The sequence below is a fragment of the Streptomyces sp. NPDC004752 genome, assembly GCF_053601275.1.
The window spans coordinates 1-14,518 of sequence record NZ_JBSGBN010000122.1 but is presented as its reverse complement, the minus strand read 5'-3'; the positions used below and the strand labels follow the sequence as shown (position 1 = coordinate 14,518).

At 72.2% G+C, this 14,518-nt stretch carries 12 protein-coding genes and 1 pseudogene; 10 read left to right on the top strand and 3 right to left on the bottom strand.

From position 1 onward, the window contains the following. The first annotated feature begins 202 nt into the window (after nt 1-202). Together ACWEKM_RS36015 and ACWEKM_RS36010 are read left to right on the top strand one after the other, a co-directional pair. Nucleotides 203-1,633, top strand: coding sequence for a malic enzyme-like NAD(P)-binding protein (locus ACWEKM_RS36015; protein WP_451625484.1), 1,431 nt, complete (start codon nt 203-205; stop codon nt 1,631-1,633). A gap of 275 nt (nt 1,634-1,908) precedes the next feature. Continuing rightward, nucleotides 1,909-2,190: an HU family DNA-binding protein gene (locus tag ACWEKM_RS36010; RefSeq protein WP_351736298.1), complete on the top strand. Its 282-nt coding sequence runs from the start codon at nt 1,909-1,911 to the stop codon at nt 2,188-2,190. 149 nt (nt 2,191-2,339) lie between these two features. Here the strand turns inward: ACWEKM_RS36010 and murA are convergent, their stop codons facing one another. Further along, entirely contained in the window at nt 2,340-3,680 is a 1,341-nt protein-coding gene (gene murA / locus ACWEKM_RS36005) for a UDP-N-acetylglucosamine 1-carboxyvinyltransferase (RefSeq protein WP_451625483.1), read from the bottom strand. A 320-nt stretch (nt 3,681-4,000) separates the two neighbouring features. Between murA and ACWEKM_RS36000 the strand changes: the two genes are divergently transcribed. The 8 genes and pseudogenes from ACWEKM_RS36000 to ACWEKM_RS35965 all read left to right on the top strand — a co-directional run bounded on the left by ACWEKM_RS36000 (nt 4,001) and on the right by ACWEKM_RS35965 (nt 13,031). Then, nucleotides 4,001-4,573 (top strand): YqgE/AlgH family protein, encoded by a 573-nt coding sequence (locus ACWEKM_RS36000; RefSeq protein WP_451625497.1) that lies wholly within the window; start codon nt 4,001-4,003, stop codon nt 4,571-4,573. Between the two features lie 29 nt (nt 4,574-4,602). Then, the gene (locus tag ACWEKM_RS35995; protein ID WP_351736304.1) at nt 4,603-4,878 is read left to right on the top strand and encodes a DUF3039 domain-containing protein; all 276 of its coding nucleotides are present in this window, start codon (nt 4,603-4,605) and stop codon (nt 4,876-4,878) included. 248 nt (nt 4,879-5,126) lie between these two features. Continuing rightward, nucleotides 5,127-5,830: pseudogene (locus tag ACWEKM_RS35990) on the top strand (ABC transporter permease subunit). 1 nt (nt 5,831) lies between these two features. Continuing rightward, nucleotides 5,832-7,532, top strand: a complete 1,701-nt coding sequence (locus ACWEKM_RS35985) for a beta-N-acetylhexosaminidase (protein WP_451625482.1) — start codon at nt 5,832-5,834, stop codon at nt 7,530-7,532. Between the two features lie 375 nt (nt 7,533-7,907). Continuing rightward, nucleotides 7,908-8,801 carry an FAD binding domain-containing protein gene (locus tag ACWEKM_RS35980; RefSeq protein ID WP_451625481.1) on the top strand — a complete coding sequence of 298 codons (894 nt, stop codon included), beginning with the start codon at nt 7,908-7,910 and terminating at the stop codon, nt 8,799-8,801. Further along, a complete protein-coding gene (locus ACWEKM_RS35975; RefSeq protein ID WP_451625480.1) occupies nt 8,798-10,597 on the top strand; it encodes a 2Fe-2S iron-sulfur cluster-binding protein in 1,800 nt (599 codons plus the stop codon). The genes ACWEKM_RS35980 and ACWEKM_RS35975 overlap by 4 nt, the downstream gene beginning before the upstream one ends. Beyond that, on the top strand, nt 10,594-12,903 hold the full coding sequence (locus ACWEKM_RS35970; protein WP_451625479.1) for a xanthine dehydrogenase family protein molybdopterin-binding subunit: 2,310 nt from the start codon (nt 10,594-10,596) through the stop codon (nt 12,901-12,903). Before ACWEKM_RS35975 ends, ACWEKM_RS35970 begins: the two co-directional genes overlap by 4 nt. Continuing rightward, nucleotides 12,900-13,031, top strand: coding sequence for a hypothetical protein (locus ACWEKM_RS35965; RefSeq protein WP_451625478.1), 132 nt, complete (start codon nt 12,900-12,902; stop codon nt 13,029-13,031). Before ACWEKM_RS35970 ends, ACWEKM_RS35965 begins: the two co-directional genes overlap by 4 nt. Here the strand turns inward: ACWEKM_RS35965 and ACWEKM_RS35960 are convergent. Together ACWEKM_RS35960 and ACWEKM_RS35955 are read right to left on the bottom strand one after the other, a co-directional pair. Then, complete coding sequence (locus ACWEKM_RS35960) at nt 13,024-13,281, bottom strand: hypothetical protein (protein WP_451625477.1); 258 nt, start codon at nt 13,279-13,281, stop codon at nt 13,024-13,026. The two genes, ACWEKM_RS35965 and ACWEKM_RS35960, sit on opposite strands and share 8 nt — an antisense overlap. Before the next feature lie 270 nt (nt 13,282-13,551). After that, nucleotides 13,552-14,518: transposase (locus tag ACWEKM_RS35955; protein WP_451625476.1), on the bottom strand; the 967-nt coding region annotated here is incomplete at its 5' end.

The following is a 14,518-nucleotide window of genomic DNA, read 5'->3' as shown; positions in this document are numbered from 1 at the left end:
CTCGACCCCCCGCTCGACTGCTTGATCGACTGTCTGAACGTCTGCCTGATCGCCTCTTGTATGGTGGAAGTTGTTTTCCGAAATCGCGGCGCACTGATGAACAAAACGTTCGCAATCCGGGGCGGTTACCACGTACTCGGGGGTAGGTGCGACGATCGGACGGCACAACTTCGCGACACGGTGAAAGCAGAGGAAGTCGGCCATGGCAACGGCGCCCAGCGTCTCCTACTCGATGACCATCCGGCTGGAGGTGCCCGCGAGCGGAACCGCCGTCTCGCAGCTCACCACCGCGGTGGAGTCCTCCGGAGGCTCGGTGACCGGCCTCGACGTCACCGCGTCCGGCCACGAGAAGCTCCGTATCGACGTCACCATCGCGGCCACCTCGACCGGGCACGCCGACGAGATCGTGGAGAAGCTGCGCGGCATCGAGGGCGTCACGCTCGGCAAGGTCTCCGACCGTACGTTCCTCATGCACCTCGGCGGCAAGATCGAGATGCAGTCCAAGCACCCCATCCGCAACCGTGACGACCTGTCCATGGTCTACACGCCCGGGGTGGCCCGCGTCTGCATGGCGATCGCCGAGAACCCGGAGGACGCCCGCCGGCTCACCATCAAGCGCAACTCGGTTGCGGTTGTGACGGACGGTTCCGCGGTCCTGGGCCTCGGCAATATCGGCCCGAAGGCCGCGCTGCCGGTCATGGAGGGCAAGGCGGCCCTGTTCAAGCGGTTCGCCGGCATCGACGCCTGGCCGCTGTGCCTCGACACCCAGGACACCGACCAGATCGTCGAGATCGTCAAGGCGATCGCCCCCGGCTTCGCGGGCATCAACCTGGAGGACATCTCCGCGCCCCGCTGCTTCGAGATCGAGGCCCGGCTGCGCGAGGCCCTCGACATCCCCGTCTTCCACGACGACCAGCACGGCACCGCGATCGTCGTCCTGGCGGCGCTGACCAACGCCATGCGCGTGGTGGGCAAGGCGATCGAGAACGTCCGCGTCGTCATGTCCGGGGCCGGCGCGGCGGGCACGGCCATCCTCAAGCTGCTGCTCGCGGCGGGCGTCAAGAATGCCGTCGTCGCCGACATCCACGGCGTCGTGCACGCCGGCCGCGCGGACCTGCTGGCCGCGCCCACCGACTCGCCGCTGCGCTGGATCGCCGACAACACCAACCCCGAGGGCCTCACCGGCACCTTGAAGGAGGCGGTCCGCGGCGCCGACGTCTTCATCGGTGTCTCCGCCCCGAACGTGCTCGACGGCGACGACGTGGCCGCCATGGCGGACGGCGCGATCGTGTTCGCGCTCGCGAACCCCGACCCCGAGGTCGAGCCGGCAATCGCCCGTCAGACGGCCGCGGTTGTGGCCACCGGCCGCTCCGACTTCCCGAACCAGATCAACAACGTGCTGGTCTTCCCGGGCGTCTTCCGCGGCCTGCTGGACGCCCAGTCCCACACCGTCAACACGGAGATGATGCTGGCCGCGGCGCAGGCGCTGGCCGATGTCGTCACCGAGGACGAACTGAACCCGAACTACATCGTGCCGAGCGTCTTCAACGACAAGGTCGCGGGCGCGGTGGCCGGCGCGGTGCGGGACGCCGCCAGAGCGGCGGCAGGCGCGGCGCAGAGCCTCGTACCGTAGTGTGCACAGAAGTGACGATCGGCACGGCGGCCCCGTACCGGCGCGTCGCGGAACCTCCTGGCACCGGGCGCCCTCTAGGGTGACGGCCGAGCAGGCGCTTTTCGTGTGACTCCCTAGGGTGTTCTCACGACTCCTACGGGTGCCGGATTGGCTTTCCCGCCGCAGGTGGGGGCAGGATGCGTCCCTGGGCGCGAGCGCATCGGCTTCGCTGTGCCTGATCTGCGGCTCCGCCGCGTGGCACGCCCCAACAGTAAGAAGAACACGGGAGTAACAACATGAATCGCAGTGAGCTGGTGGCCGCGCTGGCCGACCGCGCCGAAGTGACCCGCAAGGACGCCGACGCCGTTCTGGCCGCGTTCGCCGAGGTCGTCGGTGACGTCGTCTCCAAGGGCGACGAGAAGGTCACCATCCCCGGCTTCCTGACCTTCGAGCGCACCCACCGTGCCGCTCGCACCGCCCGTAACCCGCAGACCGGCGAGCCCATCAACATCCCCGCCGGCTACAGCGTGAAGGTCTCCGCGGGCAGCAAGCTCAAGGAGTCGGCCAAGGGGAAGTGACCCTGCCGTTCGTGCGCCACGGGACGGCGCACGGCACGCAGTGACGCGAAAGGGGCGGCCACCCGGACCGGGTCGGCCGCCCCTTTCGTCGTACGGGTCTCGTCGTACGGGGCGTCGTACGGGTCTCGTCGTACGGGCCGCTCGCGGCGTCAGCCGAGCGTCTTGCCGGGCAGCTCGACCTTGGCGCCCAGTTCCACGAGCTTTTCCATGAAGTTCTCGTAGCCGCGGTTGATCAGATCGATGCCGTGCACCCGGGACGTGCCCTGCGCGGCCAGCGCGGCGATCAGATACGAGAAACCGCCCCGCAGGTCCGGGATGACGAGATCGGCGCCCTGGAGGCGGGTGGGGCCCGAGACGACCGCGGAGTGCAGGAAGTTGCGCTGCCCGAAACGGCAGTCGGAGCCGCCAAGGCACTCGCGGTAGAGCTGGATGTGCGCGCCCATCTGGTTCAGCGCGGAGGTGAAGCCGAGCCGGGACTCGTAGACCGTCTCGTGGATGATGGACAGGCCCGTCGCCTGGGTGAGGGCCACGACGAGCGGCTGCTGCCAGTCGGTCTGGAAGCCCGGGTGCACGTCCGTCTCCAGCGCTATGGACTTCAGCCGGCCGCCGGGGTGCCAGAAGCGGATGCCCTCGTCGTCGATCTCGAAGGCGCCGCCCACCTTCCGGTAGGTGTTCAGGAACGTCATCATCGAGCGCTGCTGGGCGCCGCGGACGTAGATGTTGCCCTCGGTCGCGAGCGCCGCCGACGCCCAGGACGCGGCCTCCAGCCGGTCCGGCAGCGCCCGGTGGGTGTAGCCGTCGAGCTTCTCCACCCCGGTGATGCGGATGGTGCGGTCGGTGTCCATCGCGATGATCGCGCCCATCTTCTGCAGGACGCAGATCAGGTCCTCGATCTCCGGTTCGACCGCCGCGTTGGACAACTCCGTGACGCCTTCGGCGAGTACGGCCGTCAGCAGCACCTGCTCGGTCGCACCGACGGACGGGTACGGCAGCCGGATCTTCGTGCCGCGCAGCCCCTTGGGCGCCTCCAGATACTGGCCGTCCGCGCGTTTCTCGATGACCGCGCCGAACTGCCGCAGCACGTCGAAGTGGAAGTCGATGGGCCGACCACCGATGTCGCAGCCGCCCAGTCCCGGGATGAACGCGTGCCCCAGCCGGTGCAGCAGCGGGCCGCAGAACAGGATCGGGATGCGCGAGGAACCCGCGTGGGCATCGATGTCAGCGACGTTCGCGCTCTCCACATGCGTCGGATCCAGCACCAGCTCGCCGGGCTCGGCACCCGGACGCACCGTCACCCCGTGCAACTGGAGCAGCCCGCGGACGACCCGGACGTCTCGGATGTCCGGAACGTTGCCCAGTCGGCTCGGCGCACTGCCCAACAAGGCGGCGACCATGGCCTTCGGCACGAGATTCTTCGCACCGCGGACACGGATCTCGCCCTCCAGCGGGGTTCCGCCGTGGACAAGGAGGACATCGTCGTTGACGGTCATGTAACTCGCGTTCCGTGCAGGGGGCAGGGCCAGAGGAGACAGAGTAATCGCCGTGAGCCCCCCTCCTGTAAGCCCGAGGGGCACCCAGCCGCGTCATAGCTCTGTCACAACACGAACCGTTCCCTTACGGGCACATGGGGTCACCGGCCGCGACGGGGCGGCCGGGGCGCGCCGGTCGGCCCCGCGCGTCTCTCGCGTCGCTCCGGAAGGCGGCCTCACCAGGCCCGGCCTTCGCCCCGCCGCCGCATCCCGGTGGCATTCACCCGCCTACCTCCCCGCCTGCTCCCCACTCGGCGGGAAGATGCGGGATCATGTCTGCCATGACCGAGGTGTCCTCGCTCACAGGGCGGTTGCTCGTGGCAACACCCGCCCTGGCGGACCCGAACTTCGACCGCGCGGTGGTGCTCCTCCTCGACCACGACGAGGAGGGCTCCCTCGGTGTCGTCCTGAACCGCCCGACCCCGGTGGACGTGAGTGACATCCTGGAGGGCTGGGCCGCCCTCGCCGGCGAGCCCGGGGTCGTCTTCCAGGGCGGACCGGTCTCGCTGGACTCGGCGCTCGGTGTCGCGGTCATCCCCGGGGGAGCGTCCGGCGATCGGGCCCCGCTGGGCTGGCGCCGGGTGCACGGCTCGATCGGCCTCGTCGACCTGGAGGCCCCGCCCGAGCTGCTCGCCTCGGCCCTCGGCTCCCTGCGGATCTTCGCCGGATACGCCGGCTGGGGCCCCGGACAGCTGGAGGACGAGCTGGTGGAGGGTGCCTGGTACGTCGTGGAGTCCGAGCCCGGTGACGTCTCCTCGCCCGCCCCGGAGCGACTGTGGCGCGAGGTGCTGCGCCGTCAGCGCAGCGAACTGGCGATGGTGGCCACGTATCCGGACGACCCATCGCTCAACTGATGCGTGCGGGCTTCAGTACCCTGGCTGGTATGAGCACTCTTGAGCCCGAGCGCGGGACTGGTACGGGGACCCTCGTAGAGCCGACGCCACAGGTGTCCCACGGCGACGGTGACCACGAGCGCTTCGCCCATTACGTCCAGAAGGACAAGATCATGGCGAGCGCCCTGGACGGCACCCCCGTCGTGGCGCTGTGCGGCAAGGTGTGGGTGCCGGGCCGCGATCCGAAGAAGTACCCCGTGTGCCCCATGTGCAAGGAGATCTACGAATCCATGGGCAGCGGCGGTGACGAGGGCGACGGCAAGTAACCGGCGCTCCGCCGGCTGATCCCCGCGTGGCCTCCGGGTGCGCTGTGGCGCGCCCCGGGGGCCTTTGTCGTGCCGGGGCGGATGCGGACGTGTGTTGACGCGTCGGTAGGGAGCGGCGCCGACGGGTCCGTGGGGTCGGCGATCGGCGTTGTGACGCCGCTGATCCTGCTCGCCGTGACGCCCGGGTACCTGCGATCGCCTTGCGGGCAGGGGAGCAGCTGTGAGTCTGGGGAGGAGCTGTGAGTCTCGTGAATCTTGTGCGCGACTTTTCGTGCCGCCCGGGTCGCGCGGTGGGCGAGGCGACGGCGTTCGTCGACCCCTCGGTGGTCGCCTTCCCGCGGTACTGGATGGTGCCGAGCGCCTTCGGGCCGGTCGGCGAGACCGAGTCGGATGCGCCCCGGCAGCGGACCCTGATGCCGTCTTCGGACCCCTTCCGGCGGGTCTTCGGGCAGCGGGAATTCGGCCGTTCACTTCCTCAGCGGCCTCGCTGTGGGGAGCGGTGCCGTGATCGTCTCGGCACGGATCGCGTTTCTCGCGGCGAGTGCCGTGACACGATTCCGTTTCCGCTTCCGGACAACGTTGTCGGAGGTGGTGCCCGAGACGCTGTTGGGAGGCTGCGCACAACGACGGGACGAGCCGCGCGCGATTCCTGTGGCAGATCCTTTTCGTGCTCGTCTTCCCAGGCCTTGGGGCCACCAGCGTGCTTTCCTTCAACTCGTCCTGGAGCGACCTCCTGCTCGCCAAGTCCTTCAACATCAGTGACACTTCGGACACTTCGCAGTTCACTCTGCCCATGGCGCCGCGGGTCTTCCATGAGCCGGATGAGTTGGATGAGTTGGACCGGGGCGGAGTGATGGCGGCGTCCACGGTGTTGACGATTCCGGTGCTGAACTTCTTCGTACTCGTACAGCGACGGCTGGTCCACGGACCGGGCGGAGCGGTTGGGGAGTGACGTGACTTCGACGACGACGGAACTGATCCCGGCCCCCCTGTCGGTGGGGAATCCGGCCGCAGGTGCCGGCTTCGTGCTCTACGCGAGCACGGTGATCGACGTCGGCCCCGGCACCGAGGGCACCGCCCGCTGGCTGCGTGGCGTGCTCGGGGCCGCAACGGGGCTCACGCTGCCGCCCGGATCCGGCGATGGCGGCGGGGCCCTCCGGCTGCGGATCCGGCCCGAGGAGGCCGCCCGGCTCGGGCCGGAGGGCTACACGCTGCACGTCGACGGCGACGCGGTCACCCTCCACGGCGGCGGTCCGGCCGGCGTGTTCTGGGGCGCGCAGACGCTCCGTCAACTGCTCGGCCCCGACGCCTTCCGGCGTGCCCCGCTCGCCCCCGGCCGCCGCTGGGCCGTGCCGGTCACCTTCGTCGAGGACACCCCGCGGTTCCGCTGGCGCGGTCTCATGCTGGACGTGGCCCGGCACTTCACGCCCAAGGAAGGCGTCCTTCGGTATCTGGATCTGATGGCCGCGCACAAACTGAACGTCTTCCACTTCCATCTGACGGACGACCAGGGATGGCGGGTGGAGATCAAGCGATACCCGAAGCTGACCGAGACCGGATCCTGGCGGGCACGGACGAAATTCGGTCACCGTGCCTCACCGCTGTGGGAGGAGAAGCCACACGGTGGCCACTACACCCAGGACGACATCCGGGAGATCGTGGCCTACGCCGCCGAGCGGCATATCGCCGTCGTCCCGGAAATCGACGTACCGGGCCACTCGCAGGCCGCCATCGCCGCGTATCCGGAACTCGGCAACACCGACGTCATCGACACCACCGCCCTCTCCGTCCGGGACACCTGGGGGGTCTCTCCGAACGTACTCGCCCCCACTGACAACACCCTGCGGTTCTACGAGGGGGTGTTCGAGGAACTGCTGGAACTTTTCCCCGCGGACGCCGTGGATGCCGTGGGCGCCGCTGAGTTCTCGGCGTTCTCGGCGTTCTCGTCGTTCATTCACGTCGGCGGCGACGAATGCCCCAAGGACCAGTGGCGGCGGTCGCCCGCCGCGCAGGCCCGCATCAAGGAACTCGGGCTGGCCGACGAGGACGCGTTGCAGTCCTGGTTCATCCGGCACTTCGACCGCTGGCTCACCGCGCGCGGGCGCCGGCTCATCGGCTGGGACGAGATCCTGGAGGGCGGGCTCGCCGAGGGCGCGGCCGTCGCGTCCTGGCGCGGCTACCAGGGCGGGATCGCCGCCGCGCGCGCCGGTCACGACGTCGTCATGTGCCCCGAACAGCACGTCTACCTCGACCACCGGCAGGCCGCCGGCCCGGACGAACCGGTACCGATCGGCTTCGTTCGCACCCTGGAGGACGTCTACCGTTTCGAGCCCGTTCCCCCGGAGTTGGACGCGCGGCAGGCCGGCCATGTGCTGGGCACCCAGGCCAACCTGTGGACAGAGGTGATGGAGAACCACGCGCGCGTGGACTATCAGGCGTTCCCCAGGCTGGCCGCGTTCGCCGAAGTGGCCTGGAGTCGCCTGCCCGCCCCGGCGGAGCGGGACTTCGCCGGTTTCGAGCGTCGAATGGCCGCCCACTACCGGCGACTCGACGCCCTGGGCGTCGACTACCGGCCGCCGTCCGGGCCCCGACCGTGGCAGCGCCGCCCCGGCGTGCCGGGCCGGCCCATCGACGGACCACCGCCGAAGCGGTAGACCCCTGGAACGGCCGGTCGCCACCTGGCGCGACCGGCTGTTGTCGTCGTAAGACCCGCCACCGCTGCCGTCGTACGGTCGGCCGTCGTCGCCGTACGACCGGCGGCCCCTGGTGGGTCGCCCGCCCCGTCCGCGGGCTCGAACACACGCTGGAAAAAGAACCCAGGGGTCAACGAAGAGTGCCATTCGTCCCGCACCGGTGACGGCGGGTGAAAACAGGCCATCTCCCCAGCGAGGCGGGCGAATGCCTCCTAGCGGACCCCCGCGTTCGGGTCTTGCGAAGATGTGCCAGAGTTGCCACGTCCGCCCTGTCAGCACGTACCGTACGGCAACACAGGTGGGACCAGGTGGGGCAGCGGGAAAGGGGCAGTCGGTTTGACCACGCACGCACCGCAGGCGGCGCAGGCCGTCACGCTGCCCACGACGCTGGACGAGGCCGTGGCGGCGCTCGCCGCCATGCCGGCCGCCGTTCCCGTGGCGGGCGGCACCGACCTGATGGCCGCCGTCAACTCCGGACAGCTCAGGCCCGCCGCCCTGGTGGGCCTCGGTCGGATCAGCGAGATCCGCGGCTGGCAGTACCAGGACGGTCACGCGCTCCTCGGCGCCGGCCTCACGCACGCGCGCATGGGCCGCCCGGACTTCGCGGCCCTGATCCCGGCGCTCGCCGCCGCCGCGCGCGCCGCCGGCCCGCCGCACATCCGCAACGCGGGCACCCTGGGCGGCAACATCGCCTCGGCCGCCCCCACGGGCGACGCGCTGCCGGTCCTCGCCGCCCTGGAGGCGACGCTGGTCATCGCGGGCCCCCAGGGTGGCCGCCGCGAACTCCCGGTGTCGCATCTGCTCGCGGGCGTGGAGATGCTCGGCGCCGGCGAACTCATCGGCTACGTGCGCGTGCCGCTGCTGCACGCCCCGCAGGTCTTCCTGAAGGCGACCGGACGCACGGGGCCGGGCCGGGCCGCCGCCTCCGTGGCGGTCGTCCTCGACCCCGCCCGGCGCGGAGTGCGGTGCGCCGTGGGAGCCATAGCGCCGATGCCGCTCCGGCCCCTGGAGGCCGAGCAGTGGGTCGCCCGGCTCATCGACTGGGACAACGACCGGGCGATCGTGCCCGAGGCGCTGCACGCCTTCGGGGAGTACGTCGCCGCGGCCTGCATCCCCGACCCGGCCCCGGAGCAGGACGGCTCCGTACCGCAGCTTCCGCCCGCCGTACTGCACCTGCGGCGCACCGTCGCCACGCTGGCCCGACGAGCACTGGGGAGGGCGCTGTCGTGACCGACGACCAGCGCGGAGAGAACCCGCCGCAGCAGGGCGGCCGCTGGGATCCGCTGCCCCAAGGCGACTACGACGACGGCGCCACCGCCTTCGTGAAGCTCCCCGAGGGCGGCATCGACGCTCTCCTGGCGTCGGACAGCCCGCTCGCCGCGCCGGGCCACGGCTATGTGCCACCGCAGCTGTCGGCGGCCCCCGCCGGGGACGCCGACACCGACCCGGCGGCCACCGGCGGCTGGTCGGTGCCGGCCGACGGCACGCAGTGGCCCGACCCGAACGCCGTGCCCCAGGAGCCGGGCGCGGGCGACCGGTTCACGTACCACCCGGCGGCCACCCAGCAGTGGACCTACGAGGAGCCGGTGGCGCCCGCCCCCGGCCAGGATGTGACCGGGCAGTGGTCCATCCCCGTCGCCGGGGGTGACCTTCCGGACGAATCGGGCGAGTTCACTGCGTCTTCCCTCGTCGAGCAGTGGGGCGGCACACCGCCGGCCACCCTCCCCGGCGGCGCCCCCGCGCCCTGGGCGACGGAGGCCGTCGGACACCCCTGGGCACAGCAGGCGGCACCGGCCGGGCCGTCGGCCGCGCCCCCGCACGTGGACGAGCAGCCGACCGGGAACGCGCCCCAGGCCGCTCCGGAGCGGTTCGCGCCCCCCGGGACCCACCGGGACGCTCCCGCCGGACCTGACACCGCGGTCCCGGCCGCTGACGGCCCAACAGGCCACGCTCCCCCGGGCCACACCCCCACGGGCCACGGCCCAACAGACCACACCCCGTCGGCAGCGGCGGCCCCGGCGGCCGCACCCGGCACCGCCCCCGCCGCTCCGGGCGCCCCCGGCGTGGACGCCGCGTCCGGCTCCGACCAGGGCGCTCCGGCCGAACTCGCCGCCCCTGAGCCCCTTTCCGAGGCCGACGCGCCGGTCACCCACGAGACCGCGTCCGTCACCCACAGGCCGACCGGGACCGCCGCGGGCCCCGAGACGGCCGAGCCGACCGGGATCGCCGACGGTGCCGAGGAGGGCCCTGAAGGGGCCGCTGAGCCCTCGGCAGGGGCCGAGGCGACCGACGACACCGTGACCGGTCCGGAAGGCGCGCAGCCGCCCACCACGGCCGACGGCCCCGCCGTCTCGGCCGAGGAGACCCCGGACGGCCCGCCGCCCCCGCACGACGACCACCCCCTCGCCTCGTACGTGCTGCGCGTCAACGGCACCGACCGTCCCGTCACCGACGCCTGGATCGGCGAGTCGCTGCTGTACGTGCTGCGTGAGCGGCTCGGGCTCGCCGGCGCCAAGGACGGCTGCTCGCAGGGCGAGTGCGGCGCCTGCAACGTCCAGGTGGACGGGCGTCTCGTCGCCTCCTGCCTGGTGCCCGCGGTCACATCGGCAGGCAGCGAGGTCCGCACGGTCGAGGGCCTGGCCGCCGACGGTCAGCCCTCCGACGTACAGCGGGCGCTCGCCGGGCGCGGTGCCGTGCAGTGCGGATTCTGCGTCCCCGGCATGGCGATGACCGTGCACGACCTGCTGGAGGGCAACCCGGCGCCCACCGAACTGGAGACGCGTCAGGCCCTGTGCGGCAACCTGTGCCGCTGCTCCGGCTACCGGGGCGTCCTGGACGCCGTCAAGGAGGTCGTCGCCGAACGCGAGGCGCACAGCGCGGCGGACGCCGAGCCGGACGCGGACGAGGCACGCATCCCGCACCAGGCGGGCCCGGGCGCCGGCGGCGTCCACCCCTCGGTGTTCGAGGCACACCGTTCGCCGGGACCGCACGACCAGTCCTACGGCCAGGACGGAGGCCAGGCGTGAGCAACGAAGCCGGCATCGCGACCACGGTCCCGGAGGCCGCCGACGCCCCCGAACAACTGCCGCACGGCCTCGGCGTGTCCCTGCCGCCGGCCGACGCCCGCGCCAAGACCGAGGGCACCTTCCCGTACGCGGCCGACCTGTGGGCCGAGGGCCTGCTGTGGGCGGCCGTGCTGCGCTCCCCGCACCCGCACGCCCGCATCGTCTCCGTCGACACCTCCCACGCGCGCGAGATGCCCGGCGTACGGGCCGTCATCACCCACGAGGACGTGCCCGGCACCCCGCGCCACGGCCGGGGCACGCCCGACCGTCCGGTGTTCGCCTCCGAAGTCGTACGGCACCACGGCGAACCCATCGCGGCCGTCGCCGCCGACCACCCGGACACCGCACGGATGGCCGCCGCCGCCGTCATCGTCGAGTACGAGACGCTCGACCCGGTCACCGACCCCGAGCAGGCGTTCGAGGCCGAACCCCTGCACCCCGACGGCAACTTGATCCGCCATATCCCGCTGCGCCACGGCGATCCGGACGCGGCCGGTGAGGTCGTCATCGAGGGCCAGTACCGCATCGGCCGCCAGGACCCCGCGCCCATCGGCGCCGAGGCGGGCCTCGCGGTGCCCCGCCCCGACGGCGGCGTCGAGCTGTACCTGGCCTCCACCGACCCGCACACCGACCGCAACACCGCCGCGGCCTGCTACGGCCTGTCCCCGGACCGGGTGAAGATCGTCGTCACCGGCGTCCCCGGGGCCACCGCCGACCGCGAGGACCAGGGCTTCCAGCTCCCGCTCGGTCTGCTCGCCCTGAAGACGGGCTGCCCGGTGAAGCTGACGGCGACCCGTGAGGAGTCCTTCCTGGGCCACGCCCACCGGCACCCCACGCTGCTGCGCTACCGCCACCATGCCGACGCCGAGGGCAAGCTGGTGAAGGTCGAGGCGCAGGTCCTGCTCGACGCGGGCGCGTACGCCGACACCTCCTCCGAAGCGCTCGCCGCCGCCGTCTCCTTCGCCTGCGGCCCCTACGTCGTACCGAACGCCTTCATCGAGGGCTGGGCCGTGCGCACCAACAACCCGCCCTCCGGCCATGTACGCGGCGAGGGCGCGATGCAGGTGTGCGCCGCCTACGAGGCGCAGATGGACAAGCTCGCCAAGAAGCTCGGCCTCGACCCGGCGGAACTGCGCCTGCGCAACGCGCTCGCCACCGGTGACGTGCTGCCCATCGGCCAGACGGTGACCTGCCCGGCACCGGTCGCCGAACTCCTTGAGGCCGTACGGGACTTCCCGCTCCCCGCGCTCCCCAAGGACACCCCCGAGGAGGACTGGCTGCTGCCCGGCGGTCAGGAGGGCGCCGGCGAGCCGGGCGCGGTGCGCCGGGGCGTCGGCTACGGCCTGGGCATGGTGCACATGCTCGGCGCGGAGGGCGCCGACGAGGTCTCCACGGCGACCGTCAAGGTCCAGGACGGGGTCGCGACCGTGCTGTGCGGGGCGGTGGAGACCGGCCAGGGCTTCACCACGCTCGCCCGGCAGATCGTCCAGGAGACCCTCGGCATCGACGAGGTCCACGTGGCGCCCGTCGACACCGACCAGCCCCCGGCGGGCGCGGGCTGCCGCGGCCGGCACACCTGGGTCTCCGGCGGCGCGGTGGAACGGGCCGCGAAGATGGTCCGCACCCAGCTCCTGCAGCCCCTGGCGCACAAGTTCGGGATGTCGACCGAGCTGCTCCAGATCACCGACGGCAAGATCACCTCGTACGACGGCGTGCTGTCGACCACCGTCACCGAGGCGATGGACGGCAAGGAGCTGTGGGCCACCGCCCAGTGCCGTCCGCACCCCACCGAGCCGCTGGACGCCACCGGGCAGGGCGACGCCTTCGTGGGCCTCGCCTTCTGCGCCGTGCGCGCGGTGGTGGACGTCGACATCGAACTCGGCTCGGTGCGGGTCGTGGAGCTGGCCGTCGCCCAGGACGTGGGCCGGGTGCTCAACCCGGCGCAGCTCATCGCCCGGATCGAGGCGGGCGTCACCCAGGGCGTCGGCATCGCGCTCACCGAGAACCTGCGCACGCCGCGCGGCCTGGTCCGCCACCCCGACCTGACCGGTTACGCGCTGCCGACCGCTCTGGACACACCGGACATCAGGATCGTCAAGCTGGTCGAGGAGCGGGACGTGGTCGCCCCGTTCGGCGCCAAGTCGGTCAGCGCCGTCCCGGTCGTCACCTCCCCGGCGGCCATCGCCTCCGCCGTGCGGGCCGCGACCGGCCGCCCGGTCAACCGACTGCCGATCCGCCCGCAGGCCGCGGTGGTGACGGACCGGTGAGCACGCCCGAGACCCCCCAGGGCCCGCGCTACGAACCGACCCCCCGCCTGGGCCGACTGCTGCTGTGGATCCCGCTGTTCGCGCTGGCGGCGATCGCCGTCGTACTCGGCGGCGTCTACTTCACCTGATGTCCACCTGATCCGCGGGGTCGTGGCCGTCACGGGCGATGACCGTCCCGGGCCGCGAGGAGCACGTCCCCGGCGTCCCCGGCGCGGGCGGTGCGGCCGGGGCCCAATTCCGGCTGCGATACAGGCTGTCGGCGGCGACGGCGTACGCGACGAACGCGGCGAACGCGTACGCGACGGCCGGGCCCACTGCGGTGGTGCGGGATGTGCTGCTCGGCGCTGCTCTCGGGACGTACGTCGGGCTCGTGCGCACGCGCCCCTGCACGGCGTGGTCGCGGCACCTCGGCAGGACGCGGTGGCGGCGCGCGAGGCGAGGCGTCAGCGCACGGGGTACGAGGCCCGGACCGCCGGACAGTTGGACGGCGCGCCGCGGCCGCCGTGGACATCGCGCACGCCGCGGTCCGTGACCGAGACAGTGGACGCCATTCCGGCCGGGAGGGAACGCGCGAGGGCCGCCTGACGCGCAACGCGCGAGGGCCGCCTGGCGTCTCCTCGGGCGGGGCGTTGATGCTCCTATTGCCTGTCAAGCGGCTTGGAGCCAGTTGCGGTAGGTGTGGGCGAGGTCGTCGTCTCGGCGGATCCCGCATTCGAGGGCGGAGATGGCGGTCGGCCAGAGTCCGAAGTGCCGGGCTGCGGCGGTGACGGTGATGTTCTTGGACTGCCGCAGGGGTCTGAGGTCGGCGATGCCGGGGGCGGTGACCGTGGTGGTCAGGCAGCGGAACACCTCCCGGGCGATGGCCCGTTTCAACAGCCGGATGATCTCCTTCTTCGTCCGGCCTGCGGCGGTCTGGCGTGCCACGTAGTCGCGGGTGCGGGAGGTGCTGGACATGCGGACCAGGGCGATGCGGTAGAGGGCTGCGTTGGCCTGCCGGTCGCCGCCGCGTGAGAGGCGGTGGCGGTTGGTGCGGCCGCTGGAGGCGGGGACCGGTGCGGCTCCGCACAGAGCGGCGAAGGAAGCCTCGGTCCGCATGCGCTCACGGTTGCCGCCTGCGGTGACCAGCAGTTGGGCCGCGGTGTCGGGACCGACGCCGTAGAGGGCCCGCAGGCCCGGGTTGTGGACGGTGACCTCCTCGTCCAGGGCCCGCGTGAGTGCCTCGTGCCCGGCGGTCAGCTCTTTGACCCGTCGGGCGAGGCTTCTGAGCGCGGTGAGGACCGCGGTGTGGACGGCGTCCCCGGAGGGCCGCAGCCGGGCCAGGGTGTCGGTGCGGTCTGTTCCTTTGAGCCGGCCGTACTTGGTGCGGATGGTGTCGGGGGCGGTGATGAGGAGGTGGCCGATCTGGTTCAGGGCGGCGGTGCGGGCCTTGACGGCGGAGCGGGCGGCGTTGTGCAGGGTGCGTATGCCGGCGACGGTGTCGTCCTTGGGTGCGCCGGAGGCGCGTCCGGACAGGGCGGCGCGGGCGGCGGCGTAGGCGTCGATGGGGTCGGACTTGCCGATGCGGCGGCGTTCGGCCCGGTCGGGCCGGTTGACCTCCAGGATGTGCAGGCCCGCC